Raw genomic sequence first — 23,144 nt, 5'->3', positions numbered from 1 at the left:
ACATGAGGGAGAAGGCCATGGACTCCGATGTCTTCGAGGACATCCTGCGCACCGTGAAGGACTTCGTCCGCGGTGAAGTCGTGCCGCTGGAGGAGGAGATCGAGCAGAGCGACGCCATACCCGAGCGGCTGCGGCGCGGCGCCGCCGACATGGGACTGTTCGGCTGGGCGTTGCCCGAGGAGTACGGCGGGCTGGGCCTCGACATGCGCCAGGACGTGCGCCTGGCCATCGAACTCGGCTGGACCACACCGGCGTTCCGCTCCATGCTCGGCACCAACAACGGGATCGCGGGCAAGGCCCTGGTGAACTTCGGGACGCCCGAGCAGCGGAAGCGCTGGCTGCCCGCGCTCGCCGCCGGCTCCGCGGTCGCCTCGTTCGCCCTCACCGAGGACGGCGCGGGCTCGGACCCCAGCGGCGTACGCACCCGCGCCGTCCGCGAGGGCGACAGCTGGGTCCTGTCCGGCACCAAGCGGTTCATCACCAACGCCGACCACGCCGACCTGTTCGTCGTCTTCGCGCGGACCGACCCCGACGCCGAGGCCCACCGCGGGATCTCCGCCTTCCTCGTGGAGAGCACCGCACCGGGCGTAAGGGTCGGGCCACCGGACCGCAAGATGGGCCAGCGCGGCGCCCACACCGCACCGGTCTACTTCGACGACGCGCGGGTCCCCGCCGACGCCGTACTCGGCGGCGAGCCGGGCACCGGATTCCGCGCCGCGATGGCCTCCCTCACGCGCGGCCGCCTGCACATCGCGGCCCTGTGCGTCGGCCTCGCGGCCCGCGCACTCGACGAGGCCGTGCGCTACGCGGCCACCGCCGAGCAGGGCGGCGAGTCCATCGGCCGCTTCCAGCTCGTCCAGGAACTGATCGCCGAGTCGCACGCCGAACTCCTCGCGGGCCGCTCTCTCGTACTCGCCGCCGCCGAGGCGTTCGACGCCGGCACCGACACCCGGGTGGGCCCCTCCAGCGCCAAGCTGTTCTGCAGCGAAATGGTGTGCCGGGTCGTCGACCGGGCCGTCCAGGTGCACGGCGGCAGCGGCTACATGAGCGACTCGACCGTCGAACGTCTCTACCGCGACGCGCGCCTCTTCCGGATCTACGAGGGCACCAGCGAGATCCAGAAGCTCATCATCGGCAAGGGGCTGCTGCGGGAGGCCCGGGCATGAGCGCGCGACCGTCCCGCACGGACCTCGTCGACACCCTGCTCCACCCCCGCTCCATCGCCGTCCTCGGCGCCTCGGACAACCCCCGCAAACTGTCCGGGCGCCCCATCGACTACCTCAAGCGCTTCGGCTACGCGGGCCGCATCCTGCCCGTGAACTCCCGCCGCGCCACCGTCCAGGGCCTGCCCGCCCACCCCACCCTCGACGCGATCGACGGCGACATCGACCTCGCGATGGTCATGCTCGACGCCGCCCACGCGGCCGACGGCATCCGGGCGTGCGGCCGCCGCGGTATCGAGGTGGCGATCGTCGCCGCCGCCGGCTACGCCGAGACCGGCGAACAAGGAGCGGAACTCCAAAGGGAGTTGAAGGCCGCCGCAGAAGAGAGTGGCGTCCGCGTCCTCGGGCCCAACTGCCTCGGCCTCATCAGCGTCCACGACCGGGCGGTGCCCACCTTCACGTCGGCGCTCGACGAGAACATCGAACTGCGCCCGGGCCCCGTCGCGTTCGTCAGCCAGAGCGGCGCCTTCGGCTCGTTCATCTTCAGCGAGGCCCGCCAGTACGGCATCGGCCTCGCCCACTACGTCAACACCGGCAACGAGGTCGACATCTCGGTGTCCGAACTCCTCGGCGCGTTCGCCGCCACCGAGGAGTCGAAGGTCCTCCTCGCCTACCTCGAAGGCGTCAGCGACGGTCCCGGGCTCCTCGACGCGGCCCGCGCCGCGCACGCGGCCGACAAGCCCGTCATCGCCGTGAAGGTGGGCCGCTCCGCCGCCGGCGCCCGCGCCGCCCAGTCGCACACCGCGTCACTGGCCGGCGAGGACCGCGTCTTCGACGGAGCGGCACGGCAGTTCGGCCTCACCCGCGTGAGCGGCGTCGAGCCCATGCTGGACGCCGCCCAGATCTTCGCCACCGGCCGCCGCACCCGGGGCCGCCGCCTCACCACCCTCTCCCTGTCGGGCGGCGCCGGAGTCCTCATGGCCGACGAGGCCGCCACCCGCGGCATCGCCGTCGACACCTGGGACGAGGAGTGGCAGCGGCGCATGGCCGAGGTCATCCCGCCGTTCGGCTCGCCCCGCAACCCCGTCGACCTGACCGCCGCGCTCGTCAGCGAACCCGACATGCTGCGCCGCGCCCTCGACGTCGCCCTCGAACACCCCGGCACCGACATGATCGGCGTCCTGCTCGGCAACGCCGACGGCGACGTCGACGAGCTGACCGACGCCATCGCGAAGGCGCACAACTCCACCGACCAGCCGCTCGTCGTCGTCTGGACCGGCGGCAGCGGTCGCGCGCGGCAACGGCTGCGCGAACTCGGCGTGCCCTGCTACAGCGACCCGGGCCGGGCCGCGGCGGCCCTCGGGCACCTCGCCGACTTCAGCCTGCGCCCGCCACTGCCGACGGGCACCCGCCCCGCCGGTACGGACCCGAAGGCCGCCCGCGCGGTCATCGACGAGGCCCGCGCCCAGGGACGCACCAGGCTCGACGAGTACGAGTCCGCCCGGCTCATCGCCGCCTACGGACTCCACTGCGCGCAGGCCCGCACCGCGCGCGACCCCGAAGAAGCGGCACGGGCGGCGGCGGACCTCGAAGGGCCCCTGGCCGTCAAGCTGCTCTCGGCCGACGTCTCCCACAAGAGCGACATGGGCGGCGTACGGCTCGGCCTGAGCACACCGGACGACGTACGCGAGGCTGCCCGGGGCATCCTCGCCGCCGCGGCCCGCGCGGGCGTCGGCGACGCGCGGCTCCTCGTGCAGCGCATGGCGAGCGGCGACCGCACCGAGCTGATCCTCGGCGTCCAGCGCGACGCCGCGTTCGGGCCCGTCGTGGTCGCCGGGTTCGGCGGTGTCCTCGTCGACGTACTCGACGACAGCCAGGTCGCCGTGGCCCCCGTCGACCATGCCGGGGCGGTGCGCATGCTGCGCTCCCTGCGCGCGGCGCGGGTCCTCGACGGGGTGCGCGGCGCGCCCGCGCGCGACGTCGACGCCGTGGCGGACGCGCTCGTCCGCCTGTCCTGGCTCGCCACCGACCTCGCCGACGACCTCCTCGAACTCGACGTGAACCCGCTGCTGTGCGGCGCGGCCGGCGACGGCGCCGTCGCCGTGGACTGCCTCGCCCTGCTGAGCGCCCCTTCGGAACAGGACACACGATGAACCCACCCGCCCCCCATGGAGCCGCCGTGACACAGGAACACCGGTCTCCGGCCCTCACTCACCGCGCCGGCCTCAGCCGCGGCGAACTGCGCTACCAGCGATGCGCACACTGCGCGTCCGCCGTCTTCCCGCCCCGCACCCTCTGCCCCGACTGCGGTACGCAGCAGCTGAGCTGGGAACGCAGCACCGGTGACGGCACCGTGTACGCGACCACCGTCGTGCGCGGCCGCGACGGTGCGCACAACGTCGTCCTCGTCGACCTCGACGACGGCTTCCGCATGATGTCGCGGGTCGAGGGCCCCGCACCCCAGGACGTCGCGATCGGCGACCGCGTCCGGTTCCGTACGACAGCGGACGGCGACACCGCCGTCTTCGAACCGAAGGAGGACGCCCGATGACACAGCCGCTGCGCGGCAGGGCCGCCGTCGTCGGCGTGGCCGAGTCCGACCTCGGCGAAGTCGCCCCCGGCCTCACCCACCTCGACCTCGTCGGCCAGGCCACCGCCCGCGCCCTCGCCGACGCGGGCATCGCCAAGTCCGAGGTCGACGGCCTGTTCACCGCCTCGTCGTACCTGCCGATGGCCGCCATGGACACCGCCGAGTACCTCGGCATCCGCCCCCGCCACCTCGACGGCACCAACATCGGCGGCAGCTCCTTCGTCTCCCACCTGCTGCACGCGGCCGCCGCGATCGAGCAGGGCCTGTGCACCACCGCGCTGATCGTGTACGGCAGCACACAGCGCTCCGACGGCGGCCGCCTCGTCTCACCGACCAGGCCCGACCCGTACGAGGAGCCGTACGGCCCCCGCTACCCGCTGAGCATGTACGCGCTCGCCGCCTCACGGCACATGTACGAGTACGGCACCACGCGGGAGCAGCTGGCCGACGTGGCGGTCGCGGCGCGCGCGTGGGCGCAGCTCAACCCGGCCGCCTTCGAACGCAAGCCCCTTACCCGCGAGGACGTCCTCGGCTCCCGCATGATCAGCGACCCGTTGACCGTGCGGGACTGCTGCCTCGTCACCGACGGCGGCGGCGCCCTCGTCGTCACGTCGGCCGAGCGGGCCCGCGACCTGGCCGCGGTGCCCGCCTATCTGCTCGGCGGGGGCGAGGCCACCTGGCACCGCAACATCTCGCGGATGCCCGACCTCACCGTGACGGCGGCGACCGAGTCCGGACGCCGCGCCTTCGACATGGCGGGGCTCACCCCGGGCGACGTGGACGTCGTCGAGCTGTACGACGCGTTCACCATCAACCCCGTCCTGTTCCTGGAGGACCTCGGGTTCTGCGCCAAGGGAGAGGGCGGTCCCTTCGTCGCCGACGGCGGCATCGCGCCCGGTGGCAGGCTCCCCGTCAACACCAACGGCGGCGGCCTCTCGTACGGCCATCCCGGCATGTACGGCATCTTCACCGTCATCGAGGCCGTACGCCAACTGCGCGGCGACTGCGACGAACGCCAGGTCGAGGGGGCCCGCGTCGCCCTCGCCCACGGCAACGGAGGCGTGCTCTCCAGCCAGGTCACCGCCCTGCTCGGCACGGCCGATGCCCTCAACTGACCTACCCGACAAGGAGATCCAACCCATGCTGCACGGCAGGAGTGCCCTGGTCACCGGGGCAGCCAAGGGGATCGGCCTCGCCATCGCCACGGCCTTCCACAAGAACGGCGCGCGCGTCGTCATCGCCGACATCGACGGGCCCGCGGCCGAGGCGAGCGCCCGCGCCCTGGACTCCACCGGCACCCAGGTGGCCGCCGTCACCTGCGACGTCACCGACGCCGACGCGGTGAAGGCCGCCGTGCGCGGCTGTGTCGAGCGGTTCGGTTCCCTCGATGTGATGGTCAACAACGCGGGCATCACACGGGATGCCACCCTGCGCAAGATGTCCGAGGCCGACTTCGACGCGGTCGTCGACGTCCACCTCAAGGGGGCCTGGCTGGGCACCCGAGCGGCCGCCGAGGTCATGCGCGAGCAGGGGAGCGGCTCGATCGTCAACATCTCGTCGATCTCCGGCAAGGTCGGCATGGTCGGCCAGACCAACTACAGCGCCGCCAAGGCCGGTCTCGTCGGCCTCACCAAGGCCGCCGCGAAGGAACTCGCCCACCGGGGCGTACGCGTCAACGCCGTCCAGCCCGGCCTGATCCGCACCGAGATGACCGAGTCCCTGCGCGAGGACATCTGGAACGCCAAGCTCGCCGAGGTGCCGATGCGCCGCGCCGGTGAACCCGAGGAGGTCGCGGGCACGGTCCTGTTCCTCGCCTCCGACCTGTCGTCGTACACGACGGGCTGCGTCCTGGAGGTGGCGGGAGGCCGCTTCATCTGACGGGCCGCGAGGCGCGCGGTCAGTCCGCGGCGCTCTCCGGCGAGACGGACCGCGCCACGGGTTCGGGTGCGGGGGAGGGCGCGGCCGCGGGCATCGGCTCAGGACTCGGCTTCGGTGCCGGTGCTGCCGGCGGTACGGCTGGTGCCGATGGTTCGGCCCGGTCGTGCCCCGGTCGCGGGAGCCGGGTCCCGGTGGAGGGTTCGTCCGTACGGTGTTCCAGCTGGCTGCGGTACAGCGTCGTACGGCCGATGACCGCGCTCGCGCACAGGACGGCCAGGATGCCCGGGCCGAGCAGCGATGCGTCGCCCACCATCTCCACCGCCATGAGGAGGACGCCGAGCGGGGCGTGGGCCACCGGCCCCAGGCAGGCAGCCATGCCCGCGACGACCAGAAGGAGCGGGCTGTGCGGGGCCAGGCCCGACGGCTCCGCGAGGCGCCACACCGCCGCCCCCACACCGGCGCCGACGACCATGCACGGGCCGAAGATGCCGCCCGACCCGCCCGATCCGACCGTCAGGGACGTGCCCACGATCTTCGCGAACGGAAGCAGCAGGACCAGGTACAGCGGCATGTCCAGCAGGACCTGTCGGTGCGTCAGCGCCTCCATCAGGCCGTAGCCGGTGCCGAGCACACCCGGGACGGCGAGGCCGAGCGCGCCGACGAGGAGCGCCGCGCATGTGGGGGCGGCGAGGCGGGAGACGACGGTACGGGCCCGGGACTCGACGCGGTTGTGCACGGCGTAGAAGGTGCCCGCGTACAGACGGCCCGCCAGGCCCGCCGCGATGCCGACCACGGCGACGAGTACGAAGTCCGTGAATCCGTACCCGTGGACGCCCTGCGCGCCCAGGATCGGGGCGAAGCCGAAGATCGCGCCGAACGCCAGCCAGCCCGTGCACGCCGCGATGAGCGCCTGGGGCAGCACCTTCGGGTCCATGTCCTTGCGGTAGAGCAGCTCCGCGCCGAGGAGGGCTCCGCCGAGCGGTGCCTGGAAGATCGCGCCGACGCCGGACGCGAGACCGATGACCAGCGCGGTGCGCGCCTGCTCTCGTGTCATGCCAGTACGGCGCGCGATCACCGAGCCGAACGCCGCCGAGATCTGCGCCGCGGGTCCCTCCGTGCCGCCCGAACCGCCCGAACCGATGGTCAGGGCCGAAGCCATGAGCTTCACCACCGTCACCCGGCCCCGCATACCCGACGGGTCGTGGTGCGCGGCGGCGATCGCCGCGTCGGTGCCGTGGCCGCGCGCCTCGGGGGCCAGCCACACCACGAGGAGCGTGGCCAGGAGCGCGCCACCGGCGGCGACCAGCGGGACCACCCACGGATGGTTCGAACCGGTCAGCGTGCGGAACCCGCCCTCCGCCGAGGTCAGATAGGGGTGATAGCCGCCGACGTACTCCAGGATCCACCGTGTGCACAGGTGCAGGAGGCCGAAGAGGGCCGCCGCGCCGAGTCCCGCGACGACACCGATGAGGGCGGACGGGACGATCCACCGCGGCAGGGAGTTGTCGGGCGGCGGTGTGAGCGGATGGCGCCACCACGGCCCGCTTCCCGGCCCGGCGTCAGGGTTCGCCCGGGTCCCGCCCCTGTCGCGCTGAGCCCACTCCACCGGCATTCTCCCCGTCGCCCGACGATCACGCTTGCATGGCTGCCCACCGGCTGCCCGTACGAGTCCCCGGTGGCGCGGAACCACCCGGGTGGTGAACATGCGGCCCCGCGTCGGGAACCGCGCCGGCAGCTTAACTGCCGTGCGGACATGCCCTGTTGAGGACTCTGCCCGGGCTTATCTATTCGCTATTCTGAACGAATGGTCATCGTGTAACCAGGGCGCTGCGACAGGGGGAGCACATGCGGGGAAGGCCGGGTCGGTGCGCGGCGGACGTTCCGGATCTCGCGGAACTGTCGCTGGAGGAGATCCTGGAGGGGACCGACTCCGCACTGTCCCAGGCGCTCGGGAGAGTGCTGCGGCAGCTGGAGGGCGAGGAGGCGCCGGTCGCCGCGTACGACTCGGGCGGGGACTCACTGCCGGACCGCCTCGGGCCGGACGGTCCGGGCGCGTGACAAGCGCCCCCTTCCGGGGGACGCGCGAGGCCGCACTTGAGTGGCCCGACGGCGTCCTGGACGTTCCGGCCCTGCGCGCATCAGGCCAACAGCCGTTGCCCTTCCGGGAGTTCGTGGTCAAGGTCCACAGCCGCTGCAATCTCGCCTGCCGCTACTGCTACGTGTACGAGGCCCAGGACCAGGCCTGGCGCACCCAGCCCGTCACCATGAGCGCCGTCACCGCAGAACGCACCTGCCGCCGCATCGCCGAACACGCCGCCACCCACGCCCTGCCCTCCCTCCGCGTCATCCTCCACGGCGGCGAACCCCTCCTGGCGGGAACGGAGTTCCTGCGCCGCTTCGTACGCCGTCTGCGGGAGCTGCTCCCGCAATCCACGCACTGCGACGTCATGATCCAGACCAACGGCACCCGCGTGGACGCCGACTGCCTGCGCCTGTGCCACGAGGAGCGCGTCCAGCTCGGCGTGAGCCTCGACGGTGCGCGCGGCGTCCACGACCGGTTCCGGCGCGATGCGGCGGGCCACGGCAGCCACGCCCGCGTCGCCACCGCGCTGCGCCTCCTCGGCCGGCCCGAAAACCGTGCCGTCTGGGGCGGAATCCTGTGCACCGTCGACGTCACCGCCGACCCCGTCGCCACGTACGAGCACCTCCTCACCTACCGGCCGCCCGCGATCCGGCTGTTGCTCCCCCTGGGCAACTGGACGCACCGCCCGCCCGGCAGGGGACCCGATGAGACGAACGTGCCGTACGCCGAATGGCTCATCGCCGTCTTCGACCGCTGGTACGGGGCGACACCCGGGCCACCCGTACGGATCTCCCTGTTCGAGTCGCTGCTCGACCTGCTCCTCGGCGGGCACACCAGGACGGAGACCATCGGAGGGGCGCCCTCGCAGCTCGCCGTCGTCGACACCGACGGCACGCTCACCCTGTCCGACCAGCTGAAGACGGCGTACGACCGCGCGGACCGGAGCGGGTACGACGTCGAGAACGACACCTTCGACGCGCTGCTCGACCATCCCGGCGTCGTGGCACGACAGCTGGGCACGGACGGACTGTGCGGGCGCTGCCGCGAGTGCCCCGTCGTATCGGTGTGCGGAGGGGGCCACTACCCGCACCGCTACCGCGCCGGCACCGGCTATCTCGACCGGTCCGTCTACTGCCCGGACCTCATGGCGCTGATCAGCCATGTCGCGGGGGTGGTCGGGGACGACCTCCGTCGCGCCCGCGAGTGCCACGCGAAGGCGCGGCCTTGAGCGCCGTGGTCGTGAGCGGTGTGCCGTCGCTCGCCCTGCCCGACGACATCTGGGACAGCCTCGTCTCGGACCGGCCCGACACGGCGACGCCGCGCCTGCTGCGCGCCGCGAGGGGCAGCCGTAATCTCCTGCTCCTCAGGGCGCTCCACGAGCGCGGGGGAGCCGGCGGCGCATGGGGCGCGGCGGTCGCGGTGCTCTCGTCCGTCCGGACCCACGCGCCCGACGTGTTCACGTCCCTGATCGAGGACCCCGCAACCGGCGCGCGCCTCGCCCGGGCCGTGCGCGAAGGGGGCAGGGCCGACGTCTCCGCGCTCGCCGCGGTCGCGGGGCACCGCAGCCGGGCGGGCTTCCGGCTCGAAGTGCCGGTGCAGCACGGAGTGCTGACGCTTCCAGGGCTCGGTGCCGTCGCTGTTCTGCCGGGCGTTTCGACGGCGCTGGTGGAGCGGGGCGCGTGGGGCACGCGGGTGTGCGCGGCAGGCACCGTGCTGCGCGTCCCGGACGGCCCGCAGGGGCGCGAGCCGGGCTGGGAACCGGTGCGACACCTCACACTCGACCACCGTGGACACCGCTGGCCGGTGCGGATCGACTCCCTCGACCCGCTGCGGCTCGGCGGACCCACCCGGCCGCCGCACCCCCTGGAGCCACCGGAGCAACAGGCATGGGAGGCGCGGCTCGACGCCGCCTGGCGCCATCTGGTCGAGCGCCATCCGGGGCAGGCCACCGCGGTGAGCGGCACCATCACGGCCGTCGTCCCCCTCGACGCCCTGCCCGGCGCCGCGGGACCCTGGCTCAGCGCCTCCTTCGGCGACGCGGTGGGCCTCGCCGCCCTGGCCCCCCTCGACGACCCGGTCGAACTCGCCGCCGCACTGGTCCACGAGGCGCGGCACTCCGCCCTCTACGCGCTTCTCGACCTCACCGAGCTCCTCACCCCCGCACCGGGGGAGCTGCGCTACGCCCCGTGGAGCGACCGCCCGCGACCCCTGTCCGCGCTGCTCCAGGGAGCCTGCGCCTTCCACGCCACGGCGAGCTTCTGGCACCGGGAGCTACTGCTCGGAAACCCCAACGCGCAGGCCCCTTTCGTGCGCTGGCGTCTCACGGCACGCACCGCTGTGACCTCCCTCGCCCGGGAGCCCTGGCTCACCGAACACGGCCGGAGGCTCCTCGACAGCCTGGAGCGCACCCTTACGTCCTGGGAGACCACGCGGGTAGAACCTGCCGTTCAGGCACGGGAGTTGGGGGCGGCGGCTCGGCATCGCGTGCGTTGGAGGCTGCGGCACTCGTGGGCGGATCCGCGGGTGGTCGAGGAGCTGGCCGACGCCGTCCGACACAGCAGGGACGTGGGGGCGCCACCGGCGGCAGGCCCGTGCCGGTTCGCCCCGGACACCGTGGAGTTCCCGCCGGGAGCCGGGGCGCGCCTCGGCGACGCGGCGGAAGAGTGGCTTGAAGCCGACGGGGCCGGGGACTCGGACGATGCCGTCGCCCGGCTCGCCGGGAAGGTCGTTGAGGCTGCGGACCGCGGTGCCCGCGCGCTGGTGGCCGTGCCGGAACTCGTACGGGCGGTGCACGCGCGGGTCGCCGAACCCGGGGTACCGGCGGGCCTGCTGGACACCGCCCGCCGGCTCGCGCCGTGGGCGGCGTCCGCCGGGGGGTGACCACGGCGTCCGCCGGGGGACCATTGCCGTCCGCCGGACGGCAACTGCAGGCCTCCGCCCAGCGGCGACTACAGCGGGGGCGGCTCGATGTCGCACTCCGCGCGGATGCCGGCTGCCGCGTCCCGGCTCTCCGGGTGCTCGGAGCCCAGCGTGTCGAGATAGCGGCGGCGCACGGAGGCGAGCAGGTCGGCTCCCTCCTGGGTGTCGCCGGAAGCGGTCATGTCCAGGGCGAGGTTGCGCAGCGCGGCCAGGACCGACGGATGACGGTCGCCGTAGCGGGCCTCCAGCTTCGCCGCCGTGTCGGCCCCGAGCGCGCGGGCCTTGTCGTGCTCTCCCGCCCTCGTCAGGTCCGTGGCGAGATTGACCCGGGCCAGCAGCAGCCATGGATGGTTGTCCGGCACCGCACGCGCGAGCACGGCGACCGTCGAGCGGTCCAGGCGCAGCGCCTCCGCGGGCTCGCCCGCCGCCCGCAGTGCGGCGCCGTGGTTGACGGCCGCCGTCGAGGTCAGCGGATGCGCCTCGCCGAGAATCGCGCGGTAGTCCACGAGGGCGCCCGCGGCGGCCTGGCGGGCTGCCTGCGGATCGCCGGTGAGCCGCAGGTCGTTGGAGAGGTTGGTCAGCGCGGCGAGCGTGTCGATGTGCCGCGGCCCGAAGTGGGTCCGGTACAGGCCGAGCACCTGCTGCGCCAGCGCGAGGCCCCGCTCGAACTCGCCGGCCTTGCGGCAGGTCACCGACATGTTCTTGACGGCGCGCAGGGTGTGCGGATGGTCGTCTCCGTACTGCTCGCGGTACTGCTGAAGCGTCCGTTCCTGAAGGGTGAGCGCCTCCGCGTACCGCCCGCACTCCCGCATGTCTCGGGCCACGTTGTTGACGGAGAACAGGGTGGAGCGCGCGGTGGCGCCCAGCGCCGTCACGCGGTCGCCGTACACCTGCTTGTCGAGGGCGAGGGCCTCCGCGTACAGGCCGTTGACGCGCAGGCTCACGCCGTAGTTGTGCCCGACGCGCAGCGTGTACGGCTCCCCGGCGCCGTACAGCCGCACACTGCGCTCGTACGCGTCCTCGTCCAGGGCGAGCGCCTCGGTGAACCGGCCGGCGGCGCGCAGGTCGGCCGCGGTCGCGCCCGCCACGGTCAGCGTGTACTCGTGGTCGTCGCCGACCGTGGCCCGCAGCCGCGCCAGAATGTCCTCGTTGATCTTCCGGGACTCGGCGAATTCTGACAACTGCCAATGAGCGCTGGCCTGTTGGCGGAGTGTCCACAGTGTCTGGATGTCGTCGGGGCCGAGCGTCACGCGCCAGGTGTCTGCGACGCGGCGGGCGAGGTCCGCCGCGCCGCGGAAGTCGCCGCGCGCGATGAGATAGCCGAGGATGCCGAGCACGGTGGCGCGGGTGTCGCGGTCCTCGCTGTCGAGGAGGCCCGAGGGCTCGATGTGGGGCAGGATCTCCGCGTAGTTGCGCCAGTGCTCGGGGCGCTGCGAGTCGCCCGGGTCGTGCGCGGCGATCACCCGGTGCGCCAGGTGCCGCATCGCGGTGCGCTCGTCCTCGGTCAGCTCGTCCTGGAGGACGCCGCGCAGCAGGCGGTGCAACTGCACTGTCCCCGCGGCGCTGTTGACGGCCAGCAGAGAGAACTGGTTGATGGCGCGGATGGTGCGGCCCCGCTCCAGGGGATCCCTCGCCACCGCCGCGAGCGGCCCCGGCAGCTGAAGGAGCCGGGCGTCGTGCAGGAAGGACTGGGCGATCGGCTCGGGCCCGAAGAACGCGAACAGGCGCAGCAGTTCGAGCGCGCCCGGGTGCTGCTCGCGCAGCGCCTCCATGGTCGCGCGGAACACGGCCGCCACCGGCTGCGCTCCGGACACCGTGGGCTCCGCGAGCAGCTCCGGCATCCGGTTCTCGATCATCTCCAGGTAGTCCTGCGCCGCGATGCCCGTCTGCGTCTGGAGCGCCGCGCACTGCTCAAGGGCGAGCGGCAGGTCACCCAGCGACTCGGCGAGGCGCTCCGCCTCGTCCTGACTCGTCCACGGCGTGCGCGCACGCAGGAACCCGATGCTCTCCTCCCGGCTGAACACGTCCACGCGCAGCGCGCGCACCCGGTCCGCCCACCCCGAACGCCGCGAGGTCACAAGGACGTGCCCCACCCCGTCCGGAACACCGAGGAGCGACGGAATGTACGGGGTCACCTCCTCCGGGGAACCCGCGTTGTCCATCACCAGCAGCCACCGCTTGTACGGGGTCCCCGCCGACAGTGCCGCCAGGACACGGTCGACCACGTCGCCGGGCCCTTCCGCGGCCGCGCCCAGCTCCGGCGCGATCGAGGCGAGCTGCTCGCGGATGACGGACGGCTGCTCGGCGTCGATCCACCACACCCGCTCGTATTCCTGGTGGTGGCGGTGGATGTACTCGATGGCGAGGCGCGTCTTGCCGACGCCGCCCAGTCCGTAGAGCGCCTGCGGCAGGACCGCGGCCTGACCGCCGCCGCCGAGCAGCCTGCGCAGCGCGTGCAGTTCGTCCTCGCGGCCCGCGAAGTGCGCGTTGGGCAGGGGCATCGAGCGGGGCAGGCGGGCGGGTCCGCCCGGCGGGCGCGGTCCGCGTGGGGGCACCACGCCGGCAGAGCCGTCGCCCGGTCCGCTCCCCCCGCCGCTGCTCCCGGAGTCCGCCGCCCCGTTGGCATCGGCGCCGTCCGGGGCCTCCGCGCCGGGCCGCTCGGTCTCCAGCGGGGCCTGTCCCAGGGGCGATGCGGTGGGGTCCACAGGCTCTTCCTCCGTGTTCGGGTCCGCTGTCCCGGGCTGCTGAGCCCTCGTGGGCGCCACGTCCCCACCGGGCGGAACCGGCCGGGAGTCATCGGCAGGAACCGGGCGGGGAGCGCCGCTCCCCTGCGTCTCTTCCCCACCGGGCCACGCAACGAACGAGCGAGGCGGCACCACGCGGTCCAACGCCTCCTGGTACGACGGCCCGAGCGCGGTGAGCGCGCCCCGTGCCGCCTCGAGCAACTCGCGGTCCGGGCCGCTCAGTTCCGCCCCGTCCAGGCCCGCGGGCGACGCGACCAGCGTGCCCAGGAGCCCCGGCCTGGCCCCCGTCACGCGCCCGGCGACGGCCGTCACCTCATGGAGCATTCGAAGGATTTCAGTGCGCCCGAGCCCACGGAGCAGCCGCCCGCGCACGCCGTCGAGGAACTCGTACGCCGGTTCCGCGACGCCCGTGCCCGCCTGCTCGGGGCGCAGGGACAGCAGACCGCCGAGGAGGATCTCCGCGAACGGCAGCGGCCCCGCGACCCGGGTGACCTGGCGGCGGACAGCGTCCACGACGGTGGGCTGGAGCGGCACCATCGCCAGCCGCGCGGCGAGGCGGCGCGCGGCGGGCGACGCGAAGTGCAGGAAGCGCCGCACGGCCTGGTCGGGCGGGACGGGCCGTCGTCGCTCCTCCCACGGGAACGGGGGCAGGCACTCGGGGTCGAGGCCCTGCTCGTCGACCAGGAGCACGGCGGCCTCGCACCACGGTGTGGCCTCACCCGTGACGAGCCGCACCCAGCCGGCGAGCCACGACGGCTCCAGTTCGAGGATCGGTACGGGCACGGGTCCGCCCGTGTCGCAGGGGCGCGTCCAACGACCGCGGCGGCGCAGTTGGAGCCGCGCGTTCGGCATTCCCGGTGCCGCGCCCCGCAGCCGCAGGTCGAGCGGGACACCCTCACACAGGTCCCACAGCCGGGCCGGCAGCGGCTGGAGCACGGCGACCGGGGCGCGCCGCGCCCAGGTGTGCAGGAGCCGCGGCACGGCGCCGCCCGCCCACGCGTCGCCGACGCAGTCGCTCAGCACGAGGATCAGGCGCCGGCCCTCGGGGTGGAACAGCTCGGCGGGCCCGCGTCGCGCGCCGCCGCCTTCGGGCCGCAGCACGGCCGACTTGCCGTCGCCGGTGTCGAGGCGCCAGATCCGCAGGTCGGCGAAGGCGCCCTGGCGCTGGAGGAGCGTGAACAGTTCGCGGGCGACGCCCTGCCAGACCGACATCGACACGCTCTGCTCGACGACGAGCGCGACCTCGAACCACCGGTCCGGCACACCGGTCAGCACCGGACTCCACTGCCCGAGTTCGGCGGCGCGCTCGGCCGTCGCCTCCTCGTCGAGGGCCTGCCGGTGGCGGTCGCGGACATGGCGGTTGAAGGGGCGCAGGGCGCGGGCGAGTCTCTGGGGCGAGCGCAGGACACCGGGGCGGGTGTCGGTGTCGAAGACATCGGGGGTGGGGCCGGGCGCGAAGCCGAAGCCGTACGTAGGACCGGGCGAGCCTGTCTCCGCGTCCGGCCCGTATTCGCTCCCGTACGGCTCCTCGCGGTGCGGACGCGGACCCGGTGCTTCGGGTAACAGCTCGCTGTCCCCGCCCGGCGGCGCAAGCGTCTCGGTGGCGGGCGGCACCCGAGGGGCGTCCTGCGGCGCCTCGCCCGGCGGCGCGTCGGTACCGATCCGCTCCGCGAGCCAGAGCGCCTCCGCCCACTCGCGGGCCGTGGGGACCCGGCCGGTGCCCGTCATGGCGAGGAGTCCGTTGCCAGGCTGTGCCACAGCGCGTCGCGGAGCTGCTCCCAGGATCCGTCGTCGGCGTCGGCGGCGCCGTTGGTCAGAAGGTGCACCGTGTTCAGCAGCTGGTCGGCGGCGAGCTGTCCGCCGTCGCCGCGGTGCTCCAGGAAGCCGCGGACGAGCTCCGCCGCGCGGGGGTCGACCCCCTCCCCGAAGTGGGACTCGACCATGGCGGCGAGGCGCCGCTCGTCGGGGTCGGCCATCTCCACTTCGAGGCACCTGCGTCGGAAGGCCGGTGAGAACTCACGCTCACCGTTGCTCGTGATCACGACAACGGGGAACTCCCGGCAGCGGACCTGCCCGTCCCGGACGGTGACCGGCGCGGCGTGGTCGGCCGTGGCGACGGAGACCTCGCGGCGCGACTGGGCGAGCCGCTCCAGCTCCCTGATCCGGAACTCGCCCTCCTCGAAGGTGTGCAGCAGATCGTTCGGCAGGTCGATGTCCGCCTTGTCGAGCTCGTCGATCAGCAGGACCCGGGGCCGCGCCCACGGCAGCAGCGCCGTGCCGAGCGGCCCGAGCGTGAGATACCTGCCGATGTCCGGAAGAGGCCGGCTGCTGCCCAACTCGCCCTTCGCAGGCACTGGTTGGCGTACGACGGAGGACGGGGGAGGCGCGTCCTGCACCCGGCCGATGGCGTCGTAGTCGTAGAGCCCGTCCCGCAGCGACGTACGGCTCACGACGGGCCACCACAGCACGCGCCCGAGGCCTAGCTCGGAGGCGATCTGGTACGCGAGGCTGGACTTGCCGGTGCCGGGACGGCCGCTCACGAGCAGCGGGCGGCGCAAGTGGATGGCGGCGTTGACGAGTTCGAGGACCTTGCGGTCGAGGGTGCCGCCGCGCCGCTTGCCGAGCCTGCGGTCCGCCTCCGTGCTCTCGGTGGGCACCGGGACCGTCATCGCGGCGCCCGGGGCGCCCGGCTTGAAGCGCCGCCAGGGCGGTGCGGCAGGGAGCGGCGGCAGCGGGTCGCCGGGGGAGTGATGTGCCCCGCTGTCGTGGAAGACCCACCAGGAGGGGTCCGCCGGTGGCGGAGTGCCCTGTCGGCCGGTCGAGTCCCCGTTCATGGAATGCCACCCCCGGTCCGCGGATGCCCCAGTACGGCCTCCGCCCCCTCCAGTCCGTCACGGCTGTCCCACACTAGGGTGACGTGGCGATGCAGGTCCAGGGTTGACAACGCGCCGCCCGCCGGGCCGACGCCGCCCCTCAGGACACGTACCCGCTCCGGGAGCGCGTCCAGCCTCCCGTCGAGAACTTTCCACAGTTCGAGACGCGCGTTCTCGTGGTCCCCGTTGCCCCGGACCGCGACGATCGCCGGGATGCCCGCCTCCAGGAGCGCGGTCACCGGATCATCGGCCATGTCGCCCGTGTACTGCGGGGGTTCGAACAGGACGAAGCACACCGGCGTCTCGGCGTGGCGGAGTTGGGCGACGAGCGCCGCGGGGGACAGTTCCCCGCCGTGCGGCACGTACTGGACGGCCGCGTCGTCGAAACGTCCCTCGGGGTGCAACTCCAGCCAGTTCAGGCGGCGACGGAGGGCGGGCCACCAGTGTCGGTTGCGGATCCGGTCGCGGCTGCGGACCAGGACGGTGTGGTCGGCGCCGAGGGGGCGGGCCACGGACCCCGACGGGCGCACCATGATCTGGTCGACCGCGAGCCACAGCAGCGGGCGCGGGAGCATGAACTCGACCCGTAGTCCGGCGCTCAGCTCGCCGAGCTCGTCCAGAGTGAGCTGGTGCAGCGCGGCAACCATCTCTTCCAGACGCCGCAGTGAGGTGACCTTGCGGTCCCCGAGCAGGGCGCGCGGCCCCTCGCCGGGCGCGAGGAGCCAGCCGCGTATGTGGAACTCGTCGGGGGCCGCGGGGTGCGACACGATCTCCATGAGCAGCCGGCTCGGCTCGAACGGCCGCCCCGCGTACGCCGCTTCGGCGGCACGGACCCTCTGCAGCTGGCCGTCCGTGCAGCCGAGCCGGCGCGCCACGCGACGGTTCCAGACTGTCAACTGCTGTGCCGCGGCACCCTCTTCGCGCACCGCGACCGCCTCGACGAAGGCGAGCAGGGGATGCGGCTCGTCCTCCATGTGCGCCGCGTCCTCGAAGGCGGTGAGCAGGGCGTCGACGGGGTCGGCACGGGCGTCCCCGTACGTGTCCGGGTCGGGGACGAACGGCAGGAACCGCAGCGCGAGCGCCCGCAAGCCCTCGACTGTCGCGCACTGTTTGAGCAGGCCGGCCAGTGTGTCGTAGTCGGCCGGTGCGAGGAGCCGGACCGGGTGCAGCCGCCGGTAGACCTCCTCGACGGCGCCCCACGCCACGGTGTTGGTGCGGTCGCGGCCGATCTCCTCCAGGTAGGCGCGCAGCCCGCCCAGGCGCTGGTCGCACGCCCGCAGCACTTCGGCGAGGTCCTCGATCAGCATGTTCGACCTGGCCGCCTCGACCGGCCCGAAGCGCTCCTCGACCGCGCGCAGGGCGCGGGCCCGGGGCGCCGCGTCGCTGACGCCGTGGACCTTGGTGAGCCGGCGGGCCAGTTCCCAGTAGAGATCCGCGCGGGACGGTGTCGCCGCCGTCATGACGCCGGTTCCTGCGGCACGCCGCCGCCCCGCAGCCGTGCCAGTACGCGCTCGAACTCCCGTATGGGCAGGGAGCCGTGCTCGTACCAGCGCAGGGCCGCGGCGAGCCGGTCGATGCCGTCCGCGTACTGGAGGCAGACGGCGACCACGGCGCGTACGTCCTCCAGGAGTACCGGCGAGCGGGCGGCGAGCAGCACCACGTCGTCGCCGGTGTCGCGCAGGATCCGCTCGCGGCGCTGCGGGTCGTACATGCTGGGGATGCGGACCAGGGCTGTAGTGAGCACCCGCTCTGCGTGCGGTGGCCAACTCGGCGTGTGTTCAAGGGAGGTCACGGCATCGGAGATCAGCGGACAGTAGCGTGCCGCCGCCTCGACGGGGATCAGCCACCCCGTGCGCTGCGCCGCCCGCAGGTCCTCGGCGACGACGATGCCGAGCACGTCCCCGGCCGCGTCGACGGCGCCCGCCCCGCTGAAGCCCTGCTGCACGCGGTCGCCGAGCTGGGTCACGCCCTCGAACTGCACCCAGTCGGGGCTCAGTCCGCCCGAGCCGACGAGCTGGACCCGTACCCACCGTCCGGGCCCCGCGGCCTGCGGCTGCCCGAAGACCCGCACGATCCGGTCCCCGGCCGGGCCGCAGGCGTGCAGGGAAGCCGGCGCGCAGTCGTCGGGGGCCGAGCCGTGCAGCGCCAGTACGGCCACGTCGCCGCGCCCGTCGACAGGCGGGGCCCAGCCCTGCGCGGCGACCGACGCCGCGACCGGCTCCCGCGTCGCGGACCCGGCGAAATCCAGGGCGAGTTCAGCGCCGGCGGGGCTCTCGTCGTCGGTGAGTCCGAGCGCGGTCCGTGCGACATGGGCACAGGTCAGAACGCGTCCGCCGGATATCAGGACGCCCGCGCCGACGGGCGTGCCTCCGGCGCCGCGTATCCGTACCCGCCAGGTGTCCGCCGCCCCCTGCGGCACCCCCGAAACCCCCGTGTGCGCCACCCGTGCGTCCCCCGATCCCCCGCCTGCCCGAATCCGACCGTTCCCGACGGGTGCGGGCGGATTCTGCCCGATGGTGACAGCGCTGCGACCACTGGTCGCTCCGTGCTTCCATGCTAGCCAGGCCATACCCCGGTGAGGATGAGGCAATCGAGCCGTGGTTGACGCGTGACACGGGGAACGTCAGCGCCGGCCGAACGGCTCCCGTGCGAACGACGCCGCCGCGCGGGGCGTGTACAGCCGCTCCACGTCCTGGGCGTACGCGGCGAGGACCGCGCTCCTGCGCAGCTTCAGCGACGGTGTGAGCAGGCCCGTGTCCGGTGTGAACTCGCCCGGCAGGATGCGGAATTCACGGATCGACTCCGCCCGCGAGACCCGCGTGTTCGCCCGGGAGACCGCACGCTGGATCTGGGCGCGCAGCTCCTCGTCCTCGGTCAGCGTGCCCGGATCGGCCGGGGCGCGGCCCTTGAGGCGCTGCCAGTGGTGCAGGGCCTGCGGGTCGAGGGTGATGAGCGCTGCCACGTACGGCCTGTTGTCGCCGACGACGACGCACTGCGAGATCAGCGGGTGGCTCCGCAGCTCCTCCTCCAGGACGAGCGGCGACATGCTCTTGCCGCCGCTCGTGATGATGACGTCCTTCTTGCGGCCGGTGATGACGAGATAGCCGTCGTCGAGATGTCCGAGGTCCCCGGTCGCGAACCAGCCGTCGTGCAGCGCCGTTCGCGTCGCCTTCGGGTCGTTGAGATAACCCGGGAACACGACGTCGCCGCGGACCCAGATCTCGCCGTCACCCGCGATGTGCACGGAACACCCGGGAAGCGGCCGGCCCACCGTGCCGAAGCGGACCGCGCCGACCGGCTGCGCCGTCACCGCCGCCGTCGTCTCGGTGAGGCCGTAACCGTCGTGGACCGTGATGCCGGCGCCCGCGAAGAACAGACCCGTCTCGCGGGACAGCGGCGAACCGCCCGACACCGCGTGCCGCACCCGCCCGCCGAGGACCGCGCGCAGCTTCGCGTACACCAGCCGCTCGTACACCGCGTGCCGCAGCCTGAGCCGCGGCCCCGGCCCCTGACCGCGCCCGAGCGACTGCCGCTCCGCCGCCTCCGCGTACCGCACCGCGACCTGCGCCGCCCTGCGGAACAGCGTGCCGTGACCCGCGTGCTGCGCGGCGGCACGGGACCTGGCGCGGACCGTCTCGAAGATGTACGGGACCCCGAACATGAACGTGGGCCGGAACGACGCGAGCGCCGGCAGGAGGCTCTCGGGGGAGAGATCGGGCTGGTGCGCCACATGCACACCGCCGCGCACCGAACCGACGACGACCATCAGGCCGTAGCAGTGCGACAGCGGCAGGAACGCGAGCAGCGACGGGGGTTCGTCGCCGGGAGATTCGAGGAGACTGCTCCAGCCGGCCAGCAGGTTGTCGCACTCGGACGCCAGGTTCGCGTGCGTGATGACACAGCCCTTGGGGCGGCCCGTGGTGCCGGAGGTGTAGCAGATCGCCGCCGGGTTCTCCGGGGCGACGGCCGCGCGCTGCCGGTGCACGTCCTCGTCGGCCACGCCCACGCCGTCGTCGGCGAGCGCCGCCACGCAGCCGCTGTCGAGCTGCCAGATCCGCGTGAGCGCATTCTGCGAGCCGTACGCGGCGGCCACGGTCATCGCGTGGTTCTCGTTCTCCACGACGATGCCGGTCGCGCCCGTGTCCTGGAGGATCCACCGGACCTGCTCCACGGACGACGTCGGGTACACGGGGACGACCTCGGCGCCGACGGTCCACAGCGCGTACGCGAGGAGCGTCCACTCGTAGCGGGTACGGGACATGAGGGCCACGCGGTCACCGAGACGGACCCCGTTCGCGAGGAGGCCGCGGGCGACGGCGAGCACGTCGTCGCAGAACGCGGCGGCGGTGACGGGAATCCACGCGCCCCCGCCATGGCTGTCGCCCGGGCGCGAGAACTGGACGCGTCTCGGCTCGCGTTCGGCTGTCACGAACACGGAGTCGGCGAGCCCGCCCGAACGCAGTGGCTCGACGAGGCGCGGGACGGTGAACTCCTGCATGGGTCCTCTTCCGTGGCGGCGGCTCAGGACTAAACCATTGGCAGCGCAAGCTACTCCCCTGCGCGGGCGGGTGCCTAGGGCCTTTCGTTCCGGGGGCGGGGCAGCGACATCTACGGCGAGTGCGATGTGATGGACTGCGGCAGCGGCCGAGCGGCCTCGGACGCCCGCCGAAAGGACTCGAGGAGTCATCATGGGTCTCGGCATCATCGTCGTGCCGCTGTTCCTCTATCTCGCCCTGGTGGCACCGCTGTGCATCAAGGTCGGCGAAAGGACGACGGAGAGGACGGGCTGGCTGATGGCCGCAGGTCTCGTCGTCCCTCCAGTCGCCCTGTTCATAGCCCTGATCACCTAGGCCGGCTCGTATCCGGGGATGAGCGGGCCGGGCGGGTGTGCCCACCGGTGCGCCGCCGCTACCTCGCCGCCCGCTGCACCGCCTCGGCCGCCAGACCCGTGGTCGCGCGGCGTGTCGCCTCCGACAGGAGCGCCGTCCGGATCGGGCCTCCCGCCGCCAGGTGACGGTCGTACGGCAGGTGCACCACCGCGACACCCGTCTCGCGCAGATGTGCGGTCGCCGCCTTCAGGTCGAGCGTCATGTCGGGCGCGCTCGACGTGAGCGCGACGACGGTACTGGCCAGGGCCGCCTTCGGGAGCTGCGCCAGCCAGTCGAGCACCACGCGCGTGCCGCCCACACCCTCCGCCGTCATCGGGGCGACCACCACGCGCGCGTGCGCCGTGTCCATCGCCGTACGCGCCACCTCGCCCGGCAGCGTCTCGCAGTCCACGACCGTCACCGCGAAGTAGCGTCGCAGGGCGAGCGACACCGTCCGGTACGTACGTATGTCCAGCGGGGCTCCGACGCGGCCCTGGCTCGCCGGCAGCAGCCAGCCGCCGTCGGTGACCGGCACGAGATAGCCGGTGACGTCGGTGAGTCGCATCGACGGTTTGAGGATCTGCGCGAGGTCGGGGCACGACCAGCGCACCGACTCGGCACCCAGCCGCACGGGCAGCGTGCCGAGTGCGGCGTCCGCCTCCAGCGCGAGCACCGGGTCGTGCCGGTAGTGGTTGAGGGTGCGGGCGAGGAGGGCGGACACGGTGGTCTTGCCCACGCCTCCGCGGATGGATGTCACGGCGACCACCCGGCCGTTGGCCACCGGTTGCTGCACCTCCCGCGCGAGACGCGTCTCTTCGGACACTCCCGGCGCGGCGGACGAGGCGAGCCTGCGCAGCGAGTGTCCCGTGCGCCTGGCCACGGTGTCCCCGCGCTGAGCCCGCCCGAGCGCCCCGGCCAGCCGCGGGTCGACGGTGGGGACGGACTCGGGGGTGAAGGCGGGGAGCCGGGGGTTCCGCGAGCGGGGGGTGGGGGCGATTGGGGGGTGAGGTGCGGGCGCGTGCGGCTGGGGGGTCGGCGCGGGCGCGGGGGTGTAGGGGGCGGGGAGTCCTGAGGGAGGCGGGGCGGAGGGGAGGTGGGAGGCCGGGGGGTTCGGGGGTGGGGCAGGCGCGTCGGGGGTGGGTGCGGCGTCCCTGATGTCGGCTTGGGGGACGGGGGTTGGGGCGTCCGGGGCCGGGGAGTGGGTGGCTGCCACCAGGACGGGCACGGCGTCCGTGATGTCGGGCAGGGGCGGGGGCGCGGGTGTTGGGGTGGCCTTCTTGTCGATCTCGATGGACACGTTCGGTATGGGTGACGTGCCCGTGCTGCCGGGTTCGGACTTTGGCGCCAAGGGCTTCGGGGGCGGCGGGGCGTCGGCGGGCGCGTCGGTTGAGGCCGCCGGGACCGGGACCGCGTCCGCGTCGGTCGGCGGAGTCGGTCGGTCCGCCCGGCCCGCCGCGAGGCGTGCCGCCAGTGACGCCGTCCGGCGCGGCGCCGGGGTGGCCGTGGGGGAGATCGGCTCACCCGCAGCGTCGTCGTCCGGGTCGAGCGGCGGTGAGGGCGACGGGCCAGGCCCCGCGTCCGGTGACGGAGACGTGTTGGGGCGCCGGCGCGGAAGCGGTGCGCGCCCGGGGGCGGGCGGAGGTGCCACTGAGGGCTCCGCCTCTCCCTCGGCCCCGGCGCCTCGCCCCGCTACCTCGGAACTCGACATGTCCGACGCCGTCATCTCGCCGCCCTCCCCGCCCAGTTGTGCCTGGGTCTGCCTGAGCAGGTCCCGCAGTACGTTGTTCTGCCAGTCGCTCTGCGTCATTCCCCGAGCCCTTACGCGAAGGTGCCGAGCAGACGCCCGTACACACCGACGTCGAGCGGCTCGCGGGACGGCAGCACGAGTGCGACGCGTCTGCGCTCACCCACCAAGGTGACTCCGCTCAGCGCCGTACGGCTCAGTGGCCCCGTCGATATCACGCGTTTGAACCTATCATCGGGCCGAAGACGTGCTGGTCGGCGTGGTGGACGGGGTTCCGGCGGG

Annotated in this window: 17 protein-coding genes; 9 read left to right on the top strand and 8 right to left on the bottom strand. The window is 73.6% G+C overall.

Translation table 11 applies throughout. The annotated features are described in order from the left end of the window. Positions 1-17: 17 nt before the first annotated feature. Genes OG574_RS12790 through fabG form a run of 5 tightly spaced genes read left to right on the top strand, consistent with a single transcriptional unit; the run spans position 18 to position 5,631 of the window. Positions 18-1,166, top strand: a complete 1,149-nt coding sequence (locus tag OG574_RS12790; RefSeq protein ID WP_326773310.1) for an acyl-CoA dehydrogenase family protein — start codon at positions 18-20, stop codon at positions 1,164-1,166. Further along, positions 1,163-3,316, top strand: coding sequence for an acetate--CoA ligase family protein (locus OG574_RS12785; RefSeq protein ID WP_326773309.1), 2,154 nt, complete (start codon positions 1,163-1,165; stop codon positions 3,314-3,316). Before OG574_RS12790 ends, OG574_RS12785 begins: the two co-directional genes overlap by 4 nt. A 26-nt stretch (positions 3,317-3,342) precedes the next feature. Continuing rightward, complete coding sequence (locus tag OG574_RS12780) at positions 3,343-3,714, top strand: Zn-ribbon domain-containing OB-fold protein (protein WP_326773308.1); 372 nt, start codon at positions 3,343-3,345, stop codon at positions 3,712-3,714. Then, on the top strand, positions 3,711-4,868 hold the full coding sequence (locus OG574_RS12775; protein ID WP_326773307.1) for a thiolase: 1,158 nt from the start codon (positions 3,711-3,713) through the stop codon (positions 4,866-4,868). The genes OG574_RS12780 and OG574_RS12775 overlap by 4 nt, the downstream gene beginning before the upstream one ends. A 25-nt stretch (positions 4,869-4,893) precedes the next feature. Next, complete coding sequence (gene fabG / locus OG574_RS12770; RefSeq protein WP_266675428.1) at positions 4,894-5,631, top strand: 3-oxoacyl-ACP reductase FabG; 738 nt, start codon at positions 4,894-4,896, stop codon at positions 5,629-5,631. 19 nt (positions 5,632-5,650) lie between these two features. On the opposite strand, the gene OG574_RS12765 is transcribed toward fabG, so the two are convergent. Further along, the gene (locus tag OG574_RS12765) at positions 5,651-7,237 is read right to left on the bottom strand and encodes a chloride channel protein (RefSeq protein WP_326773306.1); all 1,587 of its coding nucleotides are present in this window, start codon (positions 7,235-7,237) and stop codon (positions 5,651-5,653) included. 239 nt (positions 7,238-7,476) lie between these two features. Between OG574_RS12765 and fxsA the strand changes: the two genes are divergently transcribed. The 3 genes from fxsA to OG574_RS12750 are packed head-to-tail and all read left to right on the top strand — an operon-like array spanning position 7,477 to position 10,594. Next, positions 7,477-7,689: an FxSxx-COOH cyclophane-containing RiPP peptide gene (gene fxsA, locus OG574_RS12760; protein WP_326773305.1), complete on the top strand. Its 213-nt coding sequence runs from the start codon at positions 7,477-7,479 to the stop codon at positions 7,687-7,689. Then, the gene (locus tag OG574_RS12755; RefSeq protein ID WP_326773304.1) at positions 7,686-8,942 is read left to right on the top strand and encodes an FxsB family cyclophane-forming radical SAM/SPASM peptide maturase; all 1,257 of its coding nucleotides are present in this window, start codon (positions 7,686-7,688) and stop codon (positions 8,940-8,942) included. Before fxsA ends, OG574_RS12755 begins: the two co-directional genes overlap by 4 nt. A gap of 5 nt (positions 8,943-8,947) precedes the next feature. Further along, the gene (locus OG574_RS12750; RefSeq protein WP_326778452.1) at positions 8,948-10,594 is read left to right on the top strand and encodes an aKG-HExxH-type peptide beta-hydroxylase; all 1,647 of its coding nucleotides are present in this window, start codon (positions 8,948-8,950) and stop codon (positions 10,592-10,594) included. A gap of 68 nt (positions 10,595-10,662) precedes the next feature. Here the strand turns inward: OG574_RS12750 and fxsT are convergent, their stop codons facing one another. The 5 genes from fxsT to OG574_RS12725 form a co-directional block, all read right to left on the bottom strand. After that, the gene (gene fxsT / locus OG574_RS12745; RefSeq protein ID WP_326773303.1) at positions 10,663-15,105 is read right to left on the bottom strand and encodes an FxSxx-COOH system tetratricopeptide repeat protein; all 4,443 of its coding nucleotides are present in this window, start codon (positions 15,103-15,105) and stop codon (positions 10,663-10,665) included. Further along, positions 15,102-16,211 carry an AAA family ATPase gene (locus OG574_RS12740; RefSeq protein ID WP_326773302.1) on the bottom strand — a complete coding sequence of 370 codons (1,110 nt, stop codon included), beginning with the start codon at positions 16,209-16,211 and terminating at the stop codon, positions 15,102-15,104. The genes fxsT and OG574_RS12740 overlap by 4 nt, the downstream gene beginning before the upstream one ends. Further along, positions 16,208-17,710, bottom strand: a complete 1,503-nt coding sequence (locus OG574_RS12735) for a VMAP-C domain-containing protein (RefSeq protein WP_326773301.1) — start codon at positions 17,708-17,710, stop codon at positions 16,208-16,210. Before OG574_RS12735 ends, OG574_RS12740 begins: the two co-directional genes overlap by 4 nt. Beyond that, the gene (locus OG574_RS12730; protein WP_326773300.1) at positions 17,707-18,693 is read right to left on the bottom strand and encodes an effector-associated domain 2-containing protein; all 987 of its coding nucleotides are present in this window, start codon (positions 18,691-18,693) and stop codon (positions 17,707-17,709) included. The genes OG574_RS12735 and OG574_RS12730 overlap by 4 nt, the downstream gene beginning before the upstream one ends. A gap of 180 nt (positions 18,694-18,873) precedes the next feature. Then, the gene (locus tag OG574_RS12725; protein ID WP_326773299.1) at positions 18,874-20,748 is read right to left on the bottom strand and encodes an AMP-dependent synthetase/ligase; all 1,875 of its coding nucleotides are present in this window, start codon (positions 20,746-20,748) and stop codon (positions 18,874-18,876) included. A 190-nt stretch (positions 20,749-20,938) separates the two neighbouring features. On the opposite strand from OG574_RS12725, the gene OG574_RS12720 reads away from it, so the two are divergent. Continuing rightward, on the top strand, positions 20,939-21,100 hold the full coding sequence (locus tag OG574_RS12720) for a hypothetical protein (RefSeq protein ID WP_326773298.1): 162 nt from the start codon (positions 20,939-20,941) through the stop codon (positions 21,098-21,100). A gap of 58 nt (positions 21,101-21,158) precedes the next feature. On the opposite strand, the gene OG574_RS12715 is transcribed toward OG574_RS12720, so the two are convergent. Continuing rightward, positions 21,159-22,925: a hypothetical protein gene (locus OG574_RS12715; protein WP_326773297.1), complete on the bottom strand. Its 1,767-nt coding sequence runs from the start codon at positions 22,923-22,925 to the stop codon at positions 21,159-21,161. A gap of 11 nt (positions 22,926-22,936) precedes the next feature. Next, a complete protein-coding gene (locus OG574_RS12710; RefSeq protein WP_326773296.1) occupies positions 22,937-23,080 on the bottom strand; it encodes a hypothetical protein in 144 nt (47 codons plus the stop codon). Positions 23,081-23,144 lie beyond the last annotated feature (64 nt).

This window comes from Streptomyces sp. NBC_01445, from assembly GCF_035918235.1.
Taxonomy (GTDB): domain Bacteria; phylum Actinomycetota; class Actinomycetes; order Streptomycetales; family Streptomycetaceae; genus Streptomyces.
Note: the sequence above shows the minus strand (reverse complement) of the source record. Positions and strands in the feature narration are given on the sequence as shown.